We start from the raw sequence: 22,040 nt of genomic DNA, 5'->3' as shown, positions 1-22,040 counted from the left end.
AGACACACCTTGGTTGTTTGCCATACGTAAAGACCCCTTCGGGTTGTATGGTTAAGTGACTAAGCGTACACGGTGGATGCCTTGGCAGTCAGAGGCGATGAAGGACGTATTAACTTGCGATAAGCCCAGATTAGGTAGTAAAAACCATTTGAGTCTGGGATTTCCGAATGGGGAAACCCAACTGCATAAGCAGTTACTGTTAACTGAATACATAGGTTAACAGGGCGAACCCGGGGAACTGAAACATCTAAGTACCCGGAGGAGTAGAAATCAACCGAGATTCCGAAAGTAGCGGCGAGCGAAATTGGATTAGCCCTTAAGCTTTTAATGATGCAGGTGAAGAGTCTGGAAAGTCTCGCGATACAGGGTGATAGCCCCGTAACCGACACATCATAATCAGTGAAATCGAGTAGGGCGGGACACGTGATATCCTGTCTGAATATGGGGGGACCATCCTCCAAGGCTAAATACTACTGACTGACCGATAGTGAACCAGTACCGTGAGGGAAAGGCGAAAAGAACCCCTGTGAGGGGAGTGAAATAGAACCTAAACCGTGTACGTACAAGCAGTAGGAGCACCTTCGTGGTGTGACTGCGTACCTTTTGTATAATGGGTCAGCGACTTATATTCAGTAGCAAGGTTAACCGATTAGGGGAGCCGTAGAGAAATCGAGTCTTAACTGGGCGTCGAGTTTCTGGATATAGACCCGAAACCAGGTGATCTAGCCATGGGCAGGTTGAAGGTTGAGTAACATCAACTGGAGGACCGAACCGACTAATGTTGAAAAATTAGCGGATGACTTGTGGCTAGGGGTGAAAGGCCAATCAAACCTGGAGATAGCTGGTTCTCCCCGAAATCTATTTAGGTAGAGCCTCGGACGAATACTACTGGGGGTAGAGCACTGTTAAGGCTAGGGGGTCATCCCGACTTACCAACCCTTTGCAAACTCCGAATACCAGTAAGTACTATCCGGGAGACACACGGCGGGTGCTAACGTCCGTCGTGGAGAGGGAAACAACCCAGACCGCCAGCTAAGGTCCCAAAGTATAGCTAAGTGGGAAACGATGTGGGAAGGCTTAGACAGCTAGGATGTTGGCTTAGAAGCAGCCATCATTTAAAGAAAGCGTAATAGCTCACTAGTCGAGTCGGCCTGCGCGGAAGATGTAACGGGGCTAAGCTATACACCGAAGCTGCGGCAATGCGATTTATGTATTGGGTAGGGGAGCGTTCTGTAAGCCGTTGAAGGTGGGTTGTAAAGCCTGCTGGAGGTATCAGAAGTGCGAATGCTGACATGAGTAACGATAAAGGGGGTGAAAAACCTCCTCGCCGGAAGACCAAGGGTTCCTGTCCAACGTTAATCGGGGCAGGGTAAGTCGACCCCTAAGGCGAGGCCGAAAGGCGTAGTCGATGGGAAACGGGTTAATATTCCCGTACTTCTTACAATTGCGATGGGGGGACGGAGAAGGCTAGGTGGGCCTGGCGACGGTTGTCCAGGTTCAAGTGCGTAGGCTTAAGAGTTAGGTAAATCCGGCTCTTTTTAAGGCTGAGACACGATGTCGAGCTACTACGGTAGTGAAGTCATTGATGCCATGCTTCCAGGAAAAGCCTCTAAGCTTCAGATTGTAAGGAATCGTACCCCAAACCGACACAGGTGGTCGGGTAGAGAATACCAAGGCGCTTGAGAGAACTCGGGTGAAGGAACTAGGCAAAATGGTACCGTAACTTCGGGAGAAGGTACGCTCTTGACGGTGAAGTCCCTTGCGGATGGAGCTATTGAGAGTCGCAGATACCAGGTGGCTGCAACTGTTTATTAAAAACACAGCACTGTGCAAAATCGTAAGATGACGTATACGGTGTGACGCCTGCCCGGTGCCGGAAGGTTAATTGATGGGGTTAGACTTCGGTCGAAGCTCTTGATCGAAGCCCCGGTAAACGGCGGCCGTAACTATAACGGTCCTAAGGTAGCGAAATTCCTTGTCGGGTAAGTTCCGACCTGCACGAATGGCGTAATGATGGCCACGCTGTCTCCACCCGAGACTCAGTGAAATTGAAATCGCTGTGAAGATGCAGTGTACCCGCGGCTAGACGGAAAGACCCCGTGAACCTTTACTACAGCTTGGCACTGAACATTGAGCCTACATGTGTAGGATAGGTGGGAGGCTTTGAAGACGGTACGCCAGTATCGTTGGAGCCATCCTTGAAATACCACCCTTGTATGTTTGATGTTCTAACTTAGACCCATTATCTGGGTTGAGGACAGTGCCTGGTGGGTAGTTTGACTGGGGCGGTCTCCTCCCAAAGAGTAACGGAGGAGCACGAAGGTGGGCTAATCACGGTTGGACATCGTGAGGTTAGTGCAATGGCATAAGCCCGCTTGACTGCGAGAATGACAATTCGAGCAGGTGCGAAAGCAGGTCATAGTGATCCGGTGGTTCTGTATGGAAGGGCCATCGCTCAACGGATAAAAGGTACTCCGGGGATAACAGGCTGATACCGCCCAAGAGTTCATATCGACGGCGGTGTTTGGCACCTCGATGTCGGCTCATCACATCCTGGGGCTGAAGTCGGTCCCAAGGGTATGGCTGTTCGCCATTTAAAGTGGTACGCGAGCTGGGTTTAGAACGTCGTGAGACAGTTCGGTCCCTATCTGCCGTGGGCGTTGGAAGATTGAAGGGGGCTGCTCCTAGTACGAGAGGACCGGAGTGGACGAACCTCTGGTGTTCGGGTTGTGTCGCCAGACGCATTGCCCGGTAGCTAAGTTCGGAATCGATAACCGCTGAAAGCATCTAAGCGGGAAGCGAGCCCTGAGATGAGTCTTCCCTGGCGCTTTAAGCGTCCTAAAGGGTTGTTCGAGACTAGAACGTTGATAGGCAGGGTGTGTAAGCGTTGTGAGGCGTTGAGCTAACCTGTACTAATTGCCCGTGAGGCTTAACCATACAACACCCAAGGGGTTTTGATGGACTCAGATAAGAACATTGAATGTAGTGTAGAACGAAACAGCTTTCCGAATTAAAGAATTTGCTTGGCGACCATAGCGTTGTGGACCCACCTGATCCCATGCCGAACTCAGAAGTGAAACGCAATAGCGCCGATGGTAGTGTGGGGCTTCCCCATGTGAGAGTAGGACATCGCCAGGCTTTAAATTTAGTTTTTACCTTTTGAAAGGTGAAGACATAGATTAAAAGAGCCCGTTTGAAAAAGCGGGCTTTTTTAGTCCAAGCATAAAGATTTAGTGTGCTGGTATAGCTCAGTTGGTAGAGCGCACCCTTGGTAAGGGTGAGGTCCCCAGTTCAAATCTGGGTACTAGCACCACTTATACAGTTTTTGCTTGGCGACAATAGCATTGTGGACCCACCTGATTCCATGCCGAACTCAGAAGTGAAACGCAATAGCGCCGATGGTAGTGTGGGGCTTCCCCATGTGAGAGTAGGACATCGCCAGGCTTATATTTGCAACGCCCTGACTAATCAAGTCAGGGCGTTTTTCGTTTCTGTACCTACAAATCCAATGACCTAGTACGCCAAATGCTTCGATGAGGAGTTGAGGTATCGATAGTTATTCATATCAACCGTAAGCATGAAAATATGCACTGATAGCTTCGGGTCTACTTCTTGTCATTTAAATCCCAATTGTATTCATAGTGAAACCTTCCGCTTAGCGTCACCAGGTCAGGGCGGTAATGGGCTAAATGCTCAGTAAGTTGTTGTCGATTTCCAAAGTCTTCTGCAAACCACTCATAGATAGATGATAGTTGGATTTTGCCATTATCTACCAACACGCCTTTATCACTGTTAATAAAGGTAAATGCGGCGCTTTCGAGCTGTTGTTCTGTATTGTCGACAGTAAATGCATTAGGTTGTAGGTTGGGACAGCCAAGGCTAGCACAATTCACTGCGTAGTGAGTGCGTGGGTCGTTCCAAATAGGGCGAAGAATGCGATGTTCGATATCATTTAGGGTTAAGGCTTTACCATTGATGCTGATCACTTCATCCCCCCAAGGCCCAAAGCTAAAAAAGCCTCCTAGCTTAGTGATTGACTTGACTGGATAAGCATCGAGGATGAGCTGGACCGTAATAGCATTATACAAGTTGACCCAATAGGCATACTGTTCTGCTCGACTAAACTCTCTTGGGTTCAGTTTTGATAGGTTAGTTAGGTAGGCATTTAGTTTTTGTTTATCTTCAAGAGTGACTGAAGAGTATTTGAATAAGGTGTTTTCACCGTCAACGACTAAATATGTATCAAGTAATGCTTGCCAAGCTTGGTGGTTAACTTGAACTGTGTTGCTCTCATTACTGGTATTCCAATAAGGCCATAGCTCAGATTTCGGTGCTGCGTAGGTGCTAAAAGAAAGCAGAGTGAATATTAGAGTAAATAGAATCTTCATAGTGACCTAATTAGTAAGCGTGAATCTAAAACTTAAGACCGTGCCTTGAGGAGTTTCATTTCAAAATAAAAAGGGTTGGCATATGCCAACCCTTTTGAACTCTATCAAACTAGATATGAGTCTATTTGAGGAAAGCAGGAATGCTTTCTTCATATGCTGCAATTTTGTCTTCATGTTGAAGCGTTAGGCCTATGTTATCTAAGCCATTCAACAAGCAGTGACGGCGGAACTCATCGATTTCAAATGAGTACTCTTTGCCATTTGCTCGAACTAGGTTTGCTTCTAGGTCTACCTCGACTTCAGCACCTTCGTTAGCGTCTACGAATTGGAAGATTTCATCCACTTCTTGTTCAGTTAGACGAACTGGAACCATCTGATTGTTAATTGAGTTGCCGTAGAAAATGTCCGCAAAGCTTGGAGCGATCATTGCCTTGATGCCGTAATCCGCTAACGCCCATGGTGCGTGTTCACGTGATGAACCACAGCCAAAGTTTTCTCGAGCAAGTAAAATCGAAGCGCCTTGGTAACGAGGAGCATTCATTACAAACTCTGGATTTGGCTGCTCACCTGCGTCATCTAGAAAACGCCAATCGTGGAATAGGTGCTTACCAAAACCTAGGCGAGAAACCTTTTGAAGGAACTGCTTAGGGATGATTGCATCGGTATCGACGTTCGCTGCATCTAGAGGAACAACCAAGCCTGTGTGTTGTTTAAAACCTGACATGACTATTCTCCTTATAACTCACGAATATCAACAAAATGACCAGCAATCGCTGCCGCCGCTGCCATTGCAGGGCTTACTAGGTGGGTACGACCATCACGGCCTTGGCGACCTTCAAAGTTACGGTTTGAGGTAGAAGCACAACGCTCGTGTGGACCTAGGCGGTCATTGTTCATCGCTAGACACATAGAACAGCCCGGTAGGCGCCACTCAAAGCCTGCGTCTTTGAAAATTACATCCAAACCTTCCGCTTCCGCTTGAGCTTTTACTTGCTCAGAGCCAGGTACGATAAGCGCTTGCACGTTATCAGCGACTTTGCGACCTTTCGCAACTGCAGCAGCGGCGCGCATATCTTCGATACGAGAGTTAGTACAAGAACCAACAAACACTTTATCGACTTTGTAGTCTGACAGCGCTTTGCCCGCTTCTAGCCCCATGTAAGCCAGCGCTTTTTCAGCAGAGGCTTTTTCTACTGGATCTGAAAAGCTTTCTGGAGCTGGGATTGCTTCATCTACTGCAATAACCTGACCCGGATTGGTACCCCAAGTAACCTGTGGTTTGATGTCTGCTGCGTTAAGCGTTACCACTGCATCGAATTCTGCGTCGTCGTCAGTTTTTAGAGATGACCAGTATTCAATTGCTGCTTCTAAATCTTCACCAACTGGCGCGAACTTACGACCTTTAATGTATTCGAATGTAGTTTCGTCTGGCGCGATAAGTCCTGCTTTGGCACCTAATTCAATAGCCATATTACATACTGTCATACGACCTTCCATCGTAAGATCAGTAATCGCTTCACCACAAAACTCAACAACGTAGCCAGTACCGCCGGCTGCCGTTGTTTCACCGATGATGGCTAGTACGATATCTTTCGCTGTGATGCCTGGTGCAACTTTGCCTTTCACTTCGATCTTCATCGTCTTCGCGCGAGCTTGTTTTAGCGTTTGAGTTGCTAACACGTGCTCAACTTCAGAAGTACCAATACCGAATGCTAGCGAACCGAATGCACCGTGCGTCGCTGTATGGGAGTCACCACAAACAATCGTCATACCCGGTAGAGTAATACCTAATTCAGGGCCCATGACGTGCACGATACCTTGGTATTTGTGGTTGATGTCGTAAAGGGTGACACCAAACTCTTCACAGTTCTTGGATAGCGTTTCCATCTGGATACGAGCCATCTCACCGGAAGCATTAATATCTTTAGTTTGCGTAGAAACGTTGTGGTCCATGGTAGCAAATGTCTTACCAACTTGACGAACCTTACGACCCTTTTCACGTAAGCCATCAAACGCTTGTGGAGACGTTACTTCGTGAACCAAATGGCGGTCGATGTATAAAATTGGGTTTTCACCCTCTGCAGCCACGGCAACGTGTGCGTCGTAGACTTTTTCGTATAATGTTTTGCCCATCATCACAATCCTGTGCGTAGCTCCTGATAACGGCAATCAGGAGCGAATAATAATTATGAATTTAACTGTTTATTATGAGTTCAAAATGTACTCAGCGATCTTGTCGCCCATTTCTGACGTTGATAGTGCAGGTTTATCACCCGCAAGATCGCCTGTCAGCTCACCTGCTGAAAGCGCTTTAGAAACGGCTGCTTCGATATCTTGTGCTGCAGACTCTTCACCCAGGCTGTATCGTAGCATTAACGCTGCAGATAGGATCTGTGCCACAGGGTTTGCAATATTCTTCCCTGCAATATCAGGAGCACTACCACCTGCTGGCTCGTATAGACCGAACTTACTTTCGTTTAGTGATGCAGATGGAAGCATACCCATCGAACCTGTGATCATCGCACATTCATCAGAAATGATGTCACCGAAGATGTTTGAACATAGCATGACATCGAACTGCGCAGGATCTTTGATTAGCTGCATGGTCGCGTTATCAATGTACATGTGTGTTAGCTCGACATCTGGGTAGTCTTTCGCGATTTCTTCAACTACTTCACGCCATAGGATAGAGCTTTGAAGCACGTTAGCTTTATCAATCGAGCACACTTTTTTATCACGTAGGCGAGCTGATTCAAATGCAATCTTAGCGATACGTTCAATCTCAAAGCGGTGGTAGACCTCAGTATCAAACGCTTTTTCGTTAGCACCTTCGCCTTCGCGCCCTTTTGGCTGACCAAAGTAAATACCGCCAGTTAGCTCACGAACCACAACAATGTCGAAGCCGCGACCTGAAATATCAGCACGTAGTGGAGAGAATGCTTCTAAACCAGCGTGGATTTGAGCTGGGCGCAGGTTACAGAAAAGCTGGAAGTGTTTACGCAGAGGAAGTAGCGCCCCACGTTCTGGTTGATCGTTTGGTGGAAGGTGTTCCCATTTCGGGCCGCCAACAGAACCAAACAATACAGCATCTGAGTCTTCACAGGCTTTTACTGTCGACTCTGGAAGTGGACAGCCGTGGTTATCAATGGCGATACCACCTACATCATGTTCATCTCGAGCGAATTCGATACCGTGTTTCTTTTCAATTGCGTCTAGCACTTTGTGTGCTTGCTGCATTACTTCTGGGCCAATGCCATCACCTGGTAGAACGGCAATTTTGTACGATTTGTCTGTCATGTTAATCCTTTATGTTTATATTTTTTGACTCTCTCGGTTAGAGCCAAATTCCCTGAACATCTGGGAGTTTGGCTATTGCCCAGGAGTATTAAACGGCTTCGATTTTACGCTGTTTGATTTCTTCTATTTTGTTTGCACGGTGAATGCTGTTAATCACGTGCAATAGTGCTTGGCCAGAGGCTTCAACGATGTCAGTTGATACGCCAGTGCCGTGGTACTTGCGGCCTTTGTAGTTGGCGATAATATCGGCTTGGCCTAAGCCATCTTCACCTTCGCCTTTTGCGGTCAAATCAAACTTATCAAGAACAATATCATATCCTGTTACTCGATAGATACATTGGTAAAGAGCATCTACCGGTCCATTGCCTACAGCAGCTTCGCTAGTTTCTTCATCACCACATTGCATCTTAATACTGGTGGTTGCCATGACACTGCCAGACTGAACACTTAGGTAGTTCAGTTTATAGAAGTCATCTTCTTCACGTAGGTTAGAGAAGTGCATCAATGCTTCTAAGTCATAATCGAAGACTTGGCCTTTACGGTCGGCTAGTTTCAAGAAATCTTCGTACAACGCATCTAGATTGTATTCATCACCTTCGTTGTAGCCCATCGCATCCATATGGCTCTTAACCGCTGCTCGGCCACTACGGCTGGTTAGGTTAAGTGCTTTGTTCTTAAGGCCAATAGACTCTGGAGTCATGATTTCGTAGGTATTCTTGTTCTTAAGCATTCCATCTTGGTGGATGCCTGAAGAGTGACTAAATGCATTAGCACCGACAACGGCTTTGTTGTCTTGGATTGGCATGTTACATAGTTGGCTAACCAATTTGCTGGTGCGATGAATTTCATCGTGCTTAAGGCCGGTGTGAACACCAAGCAACTCTTGACGAGTTTTGATGATCATTGCGATTTCTTCTAAAGAACAGTTACCTGCACGTTCACCAATACCATTAATGGTGCCTTCTACTTGGCGAGCACCTGCTTGCACAGCGGCAATCGAGTTAGCAACAGACATGCCCAAATCATCGTGACAGTGAACGGAGATAATCGCTTTGTCGATGTTTGGTACTCGATTGAAAAGAGTTTGGATAATGCCGCCAAACTCGTTTGGCACAGTGTAGCCAACGGTGTCTGGAATGTTGATGGTGTTTGCGCCAGCATCGATTGCTGCTTCTACCATACGGCATAAGTTGTCGATAGGTGTGCGACCTGCATCTTCACAAGAAAACTCAACGTCATCAGTGTACCTGCGCGCATGTTTAACTGCTTTTACACCCATTTCTACTACGTCGTCGTAGCTGCGGCGAAGTTTGTCTTGAACGTGAACAGTTGAAGTGGAAATAAAGGTATGGATTCGGAAGGCTTCTGCTACTTTTAGCGCTTCTGCAGCGGCATCGATATCTTTTGCGACTGCACGTGATAAGCCACAGATACGGCTGTTTTTAATATTCTGAGCAATGGCTCTTACCGATTCAAAATCACCTGGTGAAGACACAGGGAAGCCCGCTTCAATGACATCAACACCTAGACGCTCGAGCGCATAGGCAATTTGCAGTTTTTCCTTAACTGTCAAACTTGCTGACAACGCTTGTTCGCCATCACGTAGAGTGGTGTCGAATATAATCACCTGATCGTTCATGTTTGCTTCCTTTAAGATTCTTGTGTTTTCACACAGGTTAATCGTTTACTTCCAGTCAATAGTTATAAAAAAACCCGCATCTCGATGCGGGTTTTTTGGAATTCTTATGTGGTTATTTTTCTTCCACAGCCTACCCGCGCGATGTCTTCACGATAAGGAGGAGGCTCAGCAGGATAGAAAAACGCTTAGTCATTGTTAACTACTTCCTATAAGGAGTTAAATAAACCACAAAATTAAGTTAACAAATTAGTACCGCACTCAGTGTGGAACGTCAACCCTAAAGTCGATATTTTATTCATATCGGATCAGTTTGTATGGCTAACATTAGAAATACTTTAATTAATCACTTGATGAAATATTGATTAATAATAACTCTGTTGTTTACAAAGTCGTCATCCTACAATTAATCAACTGATTAATAATTAGGGTCTTTTCTATGGCAGATGAAGCGAGAAAGGCGGGACGCCCACAGAATAAAACCGATGCCCGAGAAAAGCTAATCTATCACGCTCGCGAGCTGTTTACAGTAATGGCTTATGACAAAGTATCCACTCGGTTGGTCGCCAATAAAGCAGGCGTAAATAGTGCCATGATTCGATATTACTTCGGTAATAAGGAAGGGTTATTTGAAACCATGCTACGCGAAACTTTAGCGCCGATGCAGAAGCAAATGCAGACCCTAATGGCGGATAGTTCACGTAAGAATTTCCTAGATTTAATGCGAACCTATTACCGAGAAATGATCAAAGTGCCGCAGTTTCCTCGATTGATTTCTCAAGTGATGTTCATGCCGCCTTCTGATACTCAGCGCAAGCTAATGGAGAAGGTGTTCTTTGATATTAGTAAACCGATGCAGGACGTGATGTTCGATAAATTGGTCGATAGCGGCATTTTGCAGCCAGACATGGATCCAAAACTATGTCGAGTTTCGTATATCAGCTTGATGGTATTTCCATTTATCGCCCCTCCGGCTCTCTTAGCCATTCATGGCATAGAGTTGAATGAACAATTTCTCAGCGAGCTGTTGGAGCACAACATCAAGCTCATGACACATGGCTTTATGCTGCCGCAAGAATCTTAAGGACACATTGATGAAAATTAACCGCAAACTTCTTTTTTTCCCTGCTTTAGCGGTCGGTATATTGGTTTTAGTGTTGGCGATTAACATGCGCCCGGATTTACCCGTTAAACCTGCAGGCGATAGAGCAAGGGTCGTCGAAGTGCAAACCTTAGCGCTAACTAACATGGCGCCTTTGGCGATTGGCTTCGGCAAGATCACGCCAAAAATGGAGTGGAAAGCTATTGCAGAAGTAACGGGTAAAGTCGTTTACAGGCACCCGAAACTTGAGAAAGGGCAAATACTCCCAGCGGGGACAGAGATTCTGCGTATTGATCCACTCGATTATGAGCTGAAGTTGGTGCAAGCGCAGGCGGATTTGAAGTCGAGTAAAACCTCATTGGCGAAATTGAATCAGGAGGAAGAGAACCTCAAACAAACACTTAAAATTGAGAACAACCGCTTAAACATTGCCAATACTGAGCTTGAGCGAAAACTGAATCTGCGTAAGAAAGGACTAACGTCCCAGTCTGATGTCGATCAACAAGAACAAAGTGCTTTGTCACAAAGAAAGTTGGTGTTGGACATTCAGAACCAGATCGACCTGATGCCTGATGAAAAACGTGTGGCAGAAGCCGTAATCAAAGTGAATGTATCTAAAGTACAAGAAGCGCAGCGTTCGTTAGAGAAAACGTCGATCACTTTACCTGAAAACCTGCGTATTGCTGATGTGGAAATCGAGCAGAACCAAGTGGTGAATCTGCAGCAAACGATGGTTACCGCGCACGGTATCGATGTCATGGAAGTTGAAGCGCAACTTTCTATTCACGACATGCAAACGTTGGCAATGAGCCTAAAAGACTTCAGCCGAGATGAATCGGGTATCCCTCAGCCTGATATGGCGTTTATTAAGGCCAATATTGAGCTGAGTAGTGGCAGTTTGCGATCCCGTTGGCCAGCGAAAGTCGCCCGCATTAGTGAAACGGTTGATCCTAACCAAGCTACGGCTGGAGTGATCTTGGAGATCAGCCAAGATTATACCGATCTTAAGCCTCAAACTGTGCCACCACTGGTGAATGGGATGTTTGTCAAAGCGGAGATCGAAGGTCATGCGAATCCGAGCTGGTCGATACCGGAACGAGCGCTGCATGGCGATAAGATCTATCTACTTAGTCAAGAGAGTCGTTTAGAGATCCTCCCTGTTGAAGTGCTATATCGCCGTGACAATCAAGTGGTTGTGGATGGTGAATTATCAGAAGGCGACAAAGTGATTCTCAACGATCTTCTTCCTGCTATTGATGGCATGCTATTAAGAGAAATTGGCACTCAAACTGAGGAGCCAAAAGCATGATCGCATTCTTTTCCAGACACCCAACAGCTGCAAATCTACTGATGCTCGGACTGTTGTTGGTTGGTCTAGTGTCGTTACCGACGATTAAACGTGAGACCTTTCCTGAGTTTGATCCACCGTACATCATGGCTGGGGTTGTCTACCCAGGTGCTTCACCACAAGAGGTGGAAGAAAGCATTTGTATGCGTATGGAAGATGCAGTCGATGGCCTAGCAAATATTGAAGAGACGCAATGTGAAGCGATTGAAGGCTCTGCTCGCCTTATCTTAAAGCTCAATGAAAAAGCTGATATCGGTAGGATGTTGGTCGATGTGCAAACGCAGATCAATTCAATCAATGACTTTCCGGCAGAAATAGAGTCACCGATCGTTCAAGAGCTAGATTGGAATGAGCCTGTTGTTGATGTAGCGATTACCGCAGATACCACCTGGCCGGAGCTTAAAGCGTACGCCGAAGATTTAAAACGTACTCTCAAGTTAGATTACGGCGTTTCATTGGTGGAAGTCAGTGGATTTTCTGATCACCAATATCGCATTGAACTGGATGCTCAAGCGATGCGACAACTGGGTTTGAGTGTCGGGGACATTGCTGATCAAGTTGGACGTCAAAACGTTAAGCTGCCTAGTGGTAATGTGGAAACGCCAGACAAAAACTTTCTGATCCGTTTTGATGAAAGGCGCATTACTCCGCAAGAGCTGGAAAGCATCGTGGTAGGCTCTGGTCCAAATGGATCTCTGATTCGACTAAGAGACATCGCGAAGATCACTGATCGTTTTGAACTTGATGAGCAGAAAGTACTGTTCGACGGTAAGCCATCGGCTTTGCTGAAGATCAGTAAGAACAAAGAAGATGATGCACTGCGGATCAAAGACAGAGTCACTCAGTTTGTCGAAGAGCAAAGCTTAATCGCACCAGATGGTGTGAAGCTGCAGATGACAAACGATCTCTCCTCGGTCTTATGGGATCGCCTCACCATGATGGTGAGAAATGGCTGGCAGGGGATTGTGTTGGTGTTCGCGACCATGTGGCTATTTTTCAGCTTACGTTACTCGTTTTGGGTTGCTGCGGGGCTTCCGGTTGCGTTCCTTGGTGGCTTGTTTTTGATGGCGAACCTTGGCTTATCAATCAACATCATGTCGTTGGTTGGTTTGCTCATGGCTATCGGTATCATGATGGACGATGCCATTGTTATCGCCGAATCCATTGCTGCTCACTTAGAGCGAGGGCAGAAAGTCGATGATGCGGTTGTTAATGGGGTGAAGAAGGTACTGCCGGGGGTCTTGTCATCTTTCCTTACCACAGTCTGTATCTTTGGTAGCTTACTGTTCCTAGATGGTGAGATGGGTGCGGTGCTCAAAGCGGTTCCTCAAGTGCTGATTTTGGTTCTGACTCTGAGCCTTGTCGAAGCATTTTTGATTCTGCCGAACCACTTGTCGCATTCATTACATAAAGAAAAGAAAGAGAAGCCACCGCTTAAGTTTAAGCGTGTACTGCTAGAGAAATTTGAACACTTTCGTAATACCACACTGATGAATGCGGTGGAGAAAGTCGTTGCGTTCCGTTATGCGTTTTTGGGTGGTGTGATTGCTTTACTACTGATTTCGGTTGCTGCGATTGCTGGTGGTTTACTCAAGTTCCAACCTTTCCCTGAGCTAGATGGCGACATTGCAGAGGCGCGCATTATCCTTCCTCCTGGCGCTTCCCTATCTCAAACTGAACGAGTCGTGGAGAGAATAGTCGCGTCCGCTCAACGTTTAAATGAAAGTTGGAGTGAGGAAGTAGAAGGAGGTCGAAACCTCGTTCAGCATATTACCAGCCAATTCAATGCCAATGCGGATGCAAATGAGTCGGGGCCACATGTCGCGACGGTGCGACTCGACTTACTCGGCGCAGAGCAACGCAATACAGTCATTGATGAGTTCATCAACGCATGGCGAGAAGATATCGGTGATTTGGCCGATCCTATTTCATTGGTCTTTAAGCAGCCAACAATGGGGCCAGGTGGTCGAGCGATCGAAATTCGCGCCAAGCATGATGATTTAGATGAATTGAAAGCAGCATCGATTGAAATTCAGCAGTATCTGAATGAATTTGAAGGCGTGCACGGTGTGCTTGATGATATGCGTATGGGTAAAGAAGAGGTGTTAGTGAAACTTCGCCCAGGCGCAGAAACCTACGGCGTAAATGGCCAGATGATCGCAAATCAGCTACGAGCTGCGTTCTTCGGGCAAACGGCTGACGAAATCCAGGTTGGAGTCGAGAATATTTCGATTGAAGTGAGATTGGATAAGGTTCAAGCCGGTGATTTACAGCAGCTAGCTAACTTCCCAATTATTATGCCAGACGGTATTCAGATCCCGCTTGCGACTATCGCAACTTTGGATTTTCAGCGCAACTACGTGAGAATTCAGCGTATTGATGGGCTGCGTACTATTAGTGTGTTTGGTGACGTCGACAATACCAAAGCCAGCTCGTCTGCAATCATCGCTCAGTTCCAGCGAGATGAAGCGCCAAGGTTAGTGCAAAAATACCCAGGTTTACGTTTCGATTTTGAAGGTGAGGCAAAAGATGCAGCGAAAACGGGCGCATCAATGGGCAAAGGCTTCTTGCTCGGCTTGTTTGGTGTGTTTGCGATATTGAGTTATCAGTTCCGTAGTTACTTAGAACCTGTAGTGGTGATGCTGGCGATTCCACTCGCTTTCATTGGTGTCGTGTGGGGGCATATCCTACTCGGCCACTCACTGAGTATGCCAAGCATGATGGGCTTTGTGTCATTGGCCGGTATTGTCGTTAACGATTCTATTCTGTTGGTGCAATATATTCGTCATCACGTCGATGAAGGTGACAGCGTGCATGACTCCGTGGTGAAAGCGAGTCGAGAACGCTTCAGGGCGGTATTTTTAACTTCGATGACTACCGCTGCAGGCTTGCTACCGCTACTCACCGAAACCAGCTTGCAGGCGCAGGTGATTCAGCCGCTGGTCATTTCGATTGTGTTCGGTATTTTTGCTTCTACCTTATTGGTACTGTTTATGATCCCAGCCGCATACGCTGTATTGGCCGACTTCGGCTTAGTCCATAAACATGAAGAACTGCACTAAGCTAACTAACGTTAACTGGCATACCATCAAAACCGCCTGACTCTTACAGGCGGTTTCGATTTCGATAGGCTTCGATAGCAATCTTCATTCTTTCTCCAACAAACCTTAACCAGATTGTCATTTAGTCGCACTAATTTGATCGTACTTGCATCGTTTCATTTAAAGGAGCTAGTGATGCGTACTATCGAACCTGTAGCGAAGTTTGATTTGGCTTTTTCAACCTTCTGCTTACAACACAGATTCAATCAGCAAGTGGCTAATGTCAGTAAAGCTATTTCCCACAGCGGTGATGGCCATTTGTATATTGTCATTGGGCTATTGGCTTGGTTTTTTGATGGCCTTGTCGGGCAGCTTTTCTTACTCGCAGGCTTAATTGCATTTGCTATTGAGCTACCCATTTATTGGTTTCTTAAAAACAGTTTTAAACGTCGCAGGCCAGAAGAGTTGTCTGCGTTACTCCCCGCTTTTATTACTCCTTCAGATCGCTATAGCTTACCGTCAGGTCACACAGCAGCCGGTTTTCTAATGGCGACCTTAATCGGAGCTTTCTATCCTGCTCTTACTGAATATGCATTGTTATGGGCAAGCCTGATTGGTGTTTCTCGCATTTTGCTTGGAGTGCATTTCTTTACCGATGTGGTGATTGGCGCATTGCTAGGGGTTACTTGCGCCAATATTGCTCTTTCAGTTACCTCTGGAGTGAGCTAATGAAGATACTTTACGGAGTGCAAGGGACTGGCAACGGTCATATCGCTCGGGCAAGAGCAATGAATAAGGCATTAAAAGCGAGAGACATCGAAGCCGATTTTCTGTTTTCCGGAAGAGCGAAAGATAAGTATTTCTCGATGCAGGAGTTTGGAGAGTTTGAAACGCGTAGGGGACTGAGCTTTGTCACTCAAAAGGGCAAAGTGGATTACGTGAAAACCGCGTTAGATAACAGTTTAGTTCAGCTCAATAAGGACATTCGCTCTCTCGATTTGAGCCAATATGATGTGGTTATTAACGATTTCGAGCCAGTTTCAGCGTGGGCTGCGAAGAAACAAAATAAACCTTGTATCAGTATCAGTCACCAAAATGCTTTTCGTTATTCGGTGCCGAAAAAGGGCGCGAGTTGGCTAGATAAGCAAGTGATCCATCATTTTGCGCCTTCTGATTATGCTATTGGACTGCATTGGTATCATTTCGAGCAGCCTATTTTGCCACCAATTGTCGCGACGATAGAGCAGCAAGTCGCGCAAGGCGACTTCATTTTGGTCTATTTACCGTTTGAAAATGTTGATGACATTCAGGAGTTGTTAACGCGCTTTAACAGCCATAAGTTCGTCTGTTTTCATCCTGACGTTGTAGATAAACATGAGATTGGAAATGTTCAGTTATTCCCACTATGTCACAGCAATTTTCAGCATCACTTACATCAATGTGGGGGCGTGATTGCTAATGGTGGTTTTGAATTGCCTTCTGAAGCCTTGAGCTTAGGAAAAAAGCTACTGCTGAAACCGTTGGCTGGTCAGTTTGAGCAGCAAAGCAATGTTGCCACGCTGGAAAGCTTAGGTTTAGCAACCGCGATGGATATTTTGGATGCCAGTGTTGTTCGTCAATGGCTGGATGAGAAACCGGGTGAAAGTGTGCAGTATCCCGATGTGGCAGAAGCTATTGTGGACTGGGTGTTGGCAGGGCAATGGGATACCCATGGAACGCTAAGCCAAACGCTGTGGGATAAGGTCGACTTTCCTAGTTATGTTTCAAACTTATGAACAATATAAGCGGTGTCATTTAATTGGCGGAGTAACCAATAGATTTGCTAAATGTAACCAAAGGTAAAGTATTTAACTCATAGCTAAGCCGAATGAATGAACTAAAACCATAAAAAAATGTGTTTTATAGTTTTTTATAAAAGAGTTAATTGGTTGAAAATTAAGGAGATTCTTTATTGGAGGGTAAAATTTGCTGATTAAATGTCAATCTTGTTGCTAATCATCAATTGATTCGCCGATAGTGGGTGTCAGCCGAGAAGTATCTAAGGCGTAAATATAACAACGACAGGTTATCTATTTTCCGACCACCCATTAAATAATGTTGACGATGACAACAAGAGGCGTAACCCAATGTTAGATAAAAAAGACGCAATGAGCGCTATTGCTAGTTACCGTATGGAAAGCACATTACGCGGAGTAGATTTAAATCTGTTGACCGTATTTGATGCAGTTATGCAAGAGCAAAACATTACTCGTGCAGCGCACAACCTAGGTATGTCACAACCAGCGGTAAGTAACGCAGTTGCTCGCCTTAAAGTGATGTTCAACGACGAACTATTCATGCGTCAAGGCCGCGGTATTCAGCCTACTCAACGCGCTCGCCAATTGTTTGGTCCTATTCGTCAAGCACTGCAACTTATCCGCAACGAACTACCAAGCTCGGTGTTCTCTCCAGAGACTTCAACTCGCCTATTCAAACTCGCGATTTGCAGCCCTTGTGATATGCGCTTTGCTCCAAAGATCATGTCTACTGTTCATGAACAAGCGCCTAACGTACAGCTTCACCTAGATGCAGAATTCGACCGTATGCTTGCTGAGCGTATGCGTTACCAAGAAATCGACTTCGTTATCGATTACGCTCGTTTTGATGAGCAAGGTTTCTCAAGCACTGAAATCTTCCAAGATGAACTTGTTGTTGTTGCGTCTAAAGCACACAGCCGTATCCAAGGCTCTGTGACTCCAGAAGCTCTACTTCAAGAGAAACACGCAAAACTATCTAAAATTCACGGCCAACGCAGCTTCTCTGAGCAAGCGTACCGCGAACTTGACTGCCAGCCATACTACGAAGGCACAAGCTTAAGCAACGTACTGTACGTTGTTGGTCAATCTGAGCTTGTAACGATTGCACCTCGTTGGATGGTAGAAAACGCTGCAAATAAAGATCAGCTTCAAGTGCTAGAGTTCCCATTCGAGAACGCAAGCATCAGCGGTTACCTAAGCTGGCATGAGTCGAGCGAAAAAGACAAAGGCCACATCTGGTTCCGTGACCAACTAATGATGATCTGTGGTGAAGTTGTCGCACTAGACTAAGCGTTACATTTCGCAACACAAAAACCTTGTCCAGGCTAGCTTGGACAAGGTTTTTTTATGGCTAAAACTGACAGTTTTGTTGATAAGTTTGATGTTCGTCAGTTGCCTTTTTTAACTCGAAATGTACACTTGTGCGCTCAAAATAGCTTACATGTGTAAGCCAAAGGTAAGAGACATGGCCAATTTAGATTTTCATATCGTAAAACGAATTCGAGAGCAAATTGCGAAGGGTGGCGAGCGTATTGCTTTAAAGCATAAAGTCGGCACTGTATGGCAAGGTATTAGCTGGACGCAGTTTGGTCAGCAGGTAGACGCATTGTCACTTGCACTATTGGCTCAAGGACTGAGAACTCAAGATAAAGTGGGGATCTTCTCCAACAATATGCCTAATTGGACTGTGGCTGACTTCGCTTCTCTGCAGCTACGCGCAGTAACAGTACCGATTTACCCAACCAACACAGCAGCTCAGGCGGCTTACATTATCCAAAATGCCGATGTGAAAGTACTGTTTGTCGGCGAGCAAGAGCAGTTTGATGCAGCGGTAGGGATTTTCGAGCAGTGTGAACAACTTGAATTGATTGTTGCGATGTCGCACGACATCAATGTTGACGGTTGCGAGTTTGCTTTGAGCTGGAATGAATTTCTTGCTAAAGGCAGCGAAGAGAATCAAGCAGAACTAGCGCAACGTCTTGAGCAAGCTAATTTTGATGATCTGCTAACGCTTATCTACACCTCAGGCACAACTGGCCAGCCAAAGGGCGTGATGCTGGATTACGCTAATATTGCAGCGCAGCTAGAAGGTCACGACCAACGCCTTAGCTTGAGTGAAAGTGATGTATCACTGTGTTTCTTACCGTTATCTCATGTTTTCGAGCGAGCTTGGACTTTCTACGTTCTTTACCGCGGTGCAACCAACTGTTACTTACAAGACACGATGCAGGTGCGCGACGCTCTTGGTGAAATACGCCCGACCGTGATGTGCGCTGTTCCTCGCTTCTACGAAAAAATCTTCTCTGCTATCCATGAAAAAGTGTCGAAAGCCCCATTCATACGCAAAGTGATTTTCACTTGGGCGGTGAATATGGGGGCTAAAATGGCGGTTTGCCAGCAAGAAGGTAGAAAACCATCGCTGATGCTGAAGAAAGCACATAACCTAGCGGACAAAATGGTGTTGTCTAAGCTGCGTGACTTGCTGGGTGGTCGAATCAACTTCATGCCATGTGGTGGCGCTAAGCTTGATGAAACTATTGGTCGTTTTTTCCATGCGATTGGTATCAATGTAAAGCTTGGCTATGGCATGACAGAAACGACGGCAACCATTTCATGTTGGGATGACCAATGCTTTAACCCGGATTCGATCGGTATGTCTATGCCCGGCGCCCAAGTGAAAATTGGCGAAAACAACGAAATCTTGGTACGCGGCCCAATGGTTATGCGTGGTTATTACAAGCTACCTGAAGAAACCGCAAAAACATTTGATGAACATGGCTTCCTAAAAACGGGCGATGCGGGTCATATTGATGAGCAAGGTAATCTCTTTATTACCGACCGCATTAAAGAATTAATGAAAACATCGGGTGGTAAGTACATCGCTCCACAGATGATCGAAGGTGCGATTGGTAAAGATCATTACATCGAGCAAATTGCGGTTATCGCTGATACTCGTAAATTCGTTTCGGCTCTGATAGTGCCATGTTTCGATACGTTAGAAGAGCACGCTAAAGAGCTGAATATTAAATATCATGATCGCCTTGAATTGATTAAGCATCATCAAATCGTCGAAATGTTTGAAAAGCGAGTGAATGAATTGCAGAAAGAGCTCGCGAAGTTTGAACAAGTGAAGAAGTTCAAGCTGTTGCCTAAAGCATTCTCTATGAATGATGGCGAGCTGACACCAACTCAGAAACTTCGTCGTAAAGTGATTAACGATAAATATCAGGACGAAATCGAAGAAATGTATACGGAAAAAAAGAAACAGAGCTAGTTTTCCGTTAGATAATATTTGAAGTGATTAAAAAGCCTCCACATGCGATGTGGAGGCTTTTTTATTGTTTGATTTATGAATAACTGGGGTGAAAACACCAAATATTTGCTCTAAACAGAACGCCTGTATTGATATTTAATTCTTTTTTGTCTGGCTTTTATTTCAAGATGTGGTGTTATGTTGAGATTAAGTAGCGGTTAATTTTGGTATTTAGCTGAAAGCTAGACGATCTGGAAATTTTGGATCTTTGTCGCATTAGACCGTATGGAAATAAAAGGTTACAGTTGTTTCGATTCCTTGTTCTTTGTTATGACAAAGACAGGACATAGCCGAAAGTGGATAAATTTCGAATTAGGCTACAAATAAGACCTAGACTATGTAAAACCAGCCCATTTGATACACCCAATCATCTCGGACACTGGTAAGGAGAAAAATATGGCAATGTTATCCGGCGCAGAGATGGTGGTTCAGTCTCTGATCGAAGAAGGCGTAGAACAGATTTTTGGTTACCCTGGTGGCTCTGTTCTTGATATCTATGACGCTCTTCATGCGAAAACCGATCAAATCAAACATGTACTTGTTCGCCACGAACAAGCTGCAACTCATATGGCAGATGGCTATACGCGCGCAACCGGTAAACCGGGTGTTGTGCTAGTGTGTTCTGGTCCTGGAGCAACCAATACGGTTACAGGCATTGCAACCGCTTATATGGACTCCATTCCAATGATCGTTATTTCAGGTAACGTACCGAACAACCTGATCGGCAACGATGCTTTCCAAGAGTGTGACATCGTGGGTGTTTCTCGCCCGATTGTTAAACACAGCTTCCTAGTGAAAAAAGCCGAAGACATTCCAGAGATCATGAAGAAAGCCTTCTATATCTCTACGACTGGACGTCCTGGCCCAGTGGTTATTGATCTTCCAAAAGATGTAATGAACCCACAAATCAAGCTGCCATATGAATACCCTAAGTCGATCAAAATGCGCTCTTACAACCCGACTATTTCGGGGCACAAGGGCCAGATCAAAAAGGCTTTGAAAGCGTTACTAGACGCGAAGAAGCCCGTTCTTTATGTGGGTGGTGGCGCGATTATTTCTGAAGCTGATGCACATTTATTGAAGCTTGCAGAAACACTGAACCTACCTGTGGTTAGCACCCTTATGGGGCTAGGTGCCTTCCCTGGCACACACAAGAATTCATTAGGTATGTTAGGCATGCACGGCGTGTATGAAGCTAACATGGCTATGCACAATGCCGATCTGATATTCGGTATTGGTGTGCGTTTTGATGACCGTACGACTAACAACTTAGAAAAGTACTGTCCTGACGCAAAAATCATGCATATTGATATCGACCCATCTTCTATTTCTAAGAATGTTAAGGTTGATTTACCCATTGTTGGTTCGGCTGAAAAAGTACTGGAAAGCATGCTAAAAGTGCTGGAGGAACAGGGTGGAACTAATGATGCACAAGCACTTGATAGCTGGTGGAGCGAGATTAAAGTTTGGCAAGATCGTAACTGCCTTGCATACGATAAATCTTCAGAGCGTATTAAGCCTCAACAAGTTATTGAAACCCTGCATAAAGTTACTAATGGAGACGCTTACGTAGCGTCTGACGTTGGTCAGCACCAGATGTTTGCAGCGCTTTATTACCCGTTTAATAAGCCGCGTCGCTGGATCAACTCGGGTGGCTTGGGCACGATGGGCTTCGGTTTGCCTGCGGGCATGGGCGTTAAATTCGCCAACCCAGATGAAGAAGTGGTAGTTGTAACAGGTGATGGCAGTATTCAGATGAATATCCAAGAGCTGTCCACAGCACTGCAATACAATATCCCGGTTAAAATCATCAACCTGAACAACCGTTTCTTAGGAATGGTGAAACAGTGGCAAGACATTGTTTATCAAGGTCGTCACTCAAACTCATACATGGACTCTGTTCCAGATTTTGCCGCGATTGCAGAAGCGTATGGCCATGTAGGCATGCGTATCTCGTCGCCAGACGAACTAGAATCTGGATTGCAAAAAGCACTCGAAATGAAAGATCGCTTAGTATTCGTCGACATCAGTGTGGATGACACCGAGCACGTATACCCAATGCAAATCAAAGGCGAGGGTATGGACAAAATGTGGCTAAGCAAAACGGAGAGAACCTAAT

The 22,040-nt window shown here is 45.7% G+C and carries 13 protein-coding genes, 1 tRNA gene and 3 rRNA genes; 12 read left to right on the top strand and 5 right to left on the bottom strand.

Features of this window, described 5'->3' with window-relative positions; genetic code table 11:
* Positions 1-49 precede the first annotated feature (49 nt).
* From J4N42_RS12215 to rrf (J4N42_RS12200), 4 genes are all read left to right on the top strand, one after another.
* Positions 50-2,937: ribosomal RNA gene (locus J4N42_RS12215) — 23S ribosomal RNA — on the top strand.
* A gap of 85 nt (positions 2,938-3,022) precedes the next feature.
* A 5S ribosomal RNA gene (rrf, locus tag J4N42_RS12210) occupies positions 3,023-3,138 on the top strand.
* A 99-nt stretch (positions 3,139-3,237) separates the two neighbouring features.
* Positions 3,238-3,313 (top strand) — tRNA-Thr (locus J4N42_RS12205).
* A 15-nt stretch (positions 3,314-3,328) separates the two neighbouring features.
* Positions 3,329-3,444 (top strand): 5S ribosomal RNA (gene rrf / locus J4N42_RS12200).
* A gap of 161 nt (positions 3,445-3,605) precedes the next feature.
* Here the strand turns inward: rrf (J4N42_RS12200) and J4N42_RS12195 are convergent.
* From J4N42_RS12195 to leuA, 5 genes are all read right to left on the bottom strand, one after another.
* A complete protein-coding gene (locus tag J4N42_RS12195) occupies positions 3,606-4,388 on the bottom strand; it encodes a DUF547 domain-containing protein (protein WP_252028314.1) in 783 nt (260 codons plus the stop codon).
* A 121-nt stretch (positions 4,389-4,509) separates the two neighbouring features.
* Positions 4,510-5,112: a 3-isopropylmalate dehydratase small subunit gene (leuD, locus tag J4N42_RS12190; RefSeq protein ID WP_252028313.1), complete on the bottom strand. Its 603-nt coding sequence runs from the start codon at positions 5,110-5,112 to the stop codon at positions 4,510-4,512.
* Between the two features lie 11 nt (positions 5,113-5,123).
* The gene (gene leuC / locus J4N42_RS12185; protein WP_252030843.1) at positions 5,124-6,521 is read right to left on the bottom strand and encodes a 3-isopropylmalate dehydratase large subunit; all 1,398 of its coding nucleotides are present in this window, start codon (positions 6,519-6,521) and stop codon (positions 5,124-5,126) included.
* A 72-nt stretch (positions 6,522-6,593) separates the two neighbouring features.
* Positions 6,594-7,685: a 3-isopropylmalate dehydrogenase gene (gene leuB / locus J4N42_RS12180; protein ID WP_252028312.1), complete on the bottom strand. Its 1,092-nt coding sequence runs from the start codon at positions 7,683-7,685 to the stop codon at positions 6,594-6,596.
* Positions 7,686-7,773: 88 nt separating this feature from the next.
* Entirely contained in the window at positions 7,774-9,324 is a 1,551-nt protein-coding gene (gene leuA, locus J4N42_RS12175) for a 2-isopropylmalate synthase (RefSeq protein ID WP_252028311.1), read from the bottom strand.
* Positions 9,325-9,760: 436 nt separating this feature from the next.
* Here leuA and J4N42_RS12170 point away from each other — a divergent pair, with 436 nt between their 5' ends.
* The 8 genes from J4N42_RS12170 (at position 9,761) to J4N42_RS12135 (ending at position 22,039) form a co-directional block, all read left to right on the top strand.
* Entirely contained in the window at positions 9,761-10,405 is a 645-nt protein-coding gene (locus J4N42_RS12170) for a TetR/AcrR family transcriptional regulator (protein WP_252028310.1), read from the top strand.
* Positions 10,406-10,415: 10 nt separating this feature from the next.
* Positions 10,416-11,732 carry an efflux RND transporter periplasmic adaptor subunit gene (locus J4N42_RS12165; RefSeq protein WP_252028309.1) on the top strand — a complete coding sequence of 439 codons (1,317 nt, stop codon included), beginning with the start codon at positions 10,416-10,418 and terminating at the stop codon, positions 11,730-11,732.
* Positions 11,729-14,833, top strand: a complete 3,105-nt coding sequence (locus J4N42_RS12160; RefSeq protein ID WP_252028307.1) for an efflux RND transporter permease subunit — start codon at positions 11,729-11,731, stop codon at positions 14,831-14,833. Before J4N42_RS12165 ends, J4N42_RS12160 begins: the two co-directional genes overlap by 4 nt.
* 174 nt (positions 14,834-15,007) lie before the next feature.
* Positions 15,008-15,541, top strand: coding sequence for a phosphatase PAP2 family protein (locus J4N42_RS12155; protein ID WP_252028305.1), 534 nt, complete (start codon positions 15,008-15,010; stop codon positions 15,539-15,541).
* On the top strand, positions 15,541-16,587 hold the full coding sequence (locus J4N42_RS12150) for an MJ1255/VC2487 family glycosyltransferase (RefSeq protein WP_252028303.1): 1,047 nt from the start codon (positions 15,541-15,543) through the stop codon (positions 16,585-16,587). Before J4N42_RS12155 ends, J4N42_RS12150 begins: the two co-directional genes overlap by 1 nt.
* A gap of 351 nt (positions 16,588-16,938) precedes the next feature.
* A complete protein-coding gene (gene leuO, locus J4N42_RS12145) occupies positions 16,939-17,898 on the top strand; it encodes a transcriptional regulator LeuO (RefSeq protein WP_252028301.1) in 960 nt (319 codons plus the stop codon).
* Positions 17,899-18,073: 175 nt separating this feature from the next.
* Entirely contained in the window at positions 18,074-19,882 is a 1,809-nt protein-coding gene (locus J4N42_RS12140; RefSeq protein WP_252028299.1) for an AMP-dependent synthetase/ligase, read from the top strand.
* A 435-nt stretch (positions 19,883-20,317) separates the two neighbouring features.
* On the top strand, positions 20,318-22,039 hold the full coding sequence (locus J4N42_RS12135) for an acetolactate synthase 3 large subunit (protein ID WP_252028297.1): 1,722 nt from the start codon (positions 20,318-20,320) through the stop codon (positions 22,037-22,039).
* The last annotated feature ends 1 nt before the right edge of the window (position 22,040 follow it).

It is taken from the genome of Vibrio sp. SCSIO 43135, from assembly GCF_023716665.1.
Taxonomy (GTDB): domain Bacteria; phylum Pseudomonadota; class Gammaproteobacteria; order Enterobacterales; family Vibrionaceae; genus Vibrio; species Vibrio paucivorans.
The sequence above is the reverse complement of the archived record's forward strand: the minus strand, read 5'-3'. Positions and strand labels throughout refer to the sequence as shown.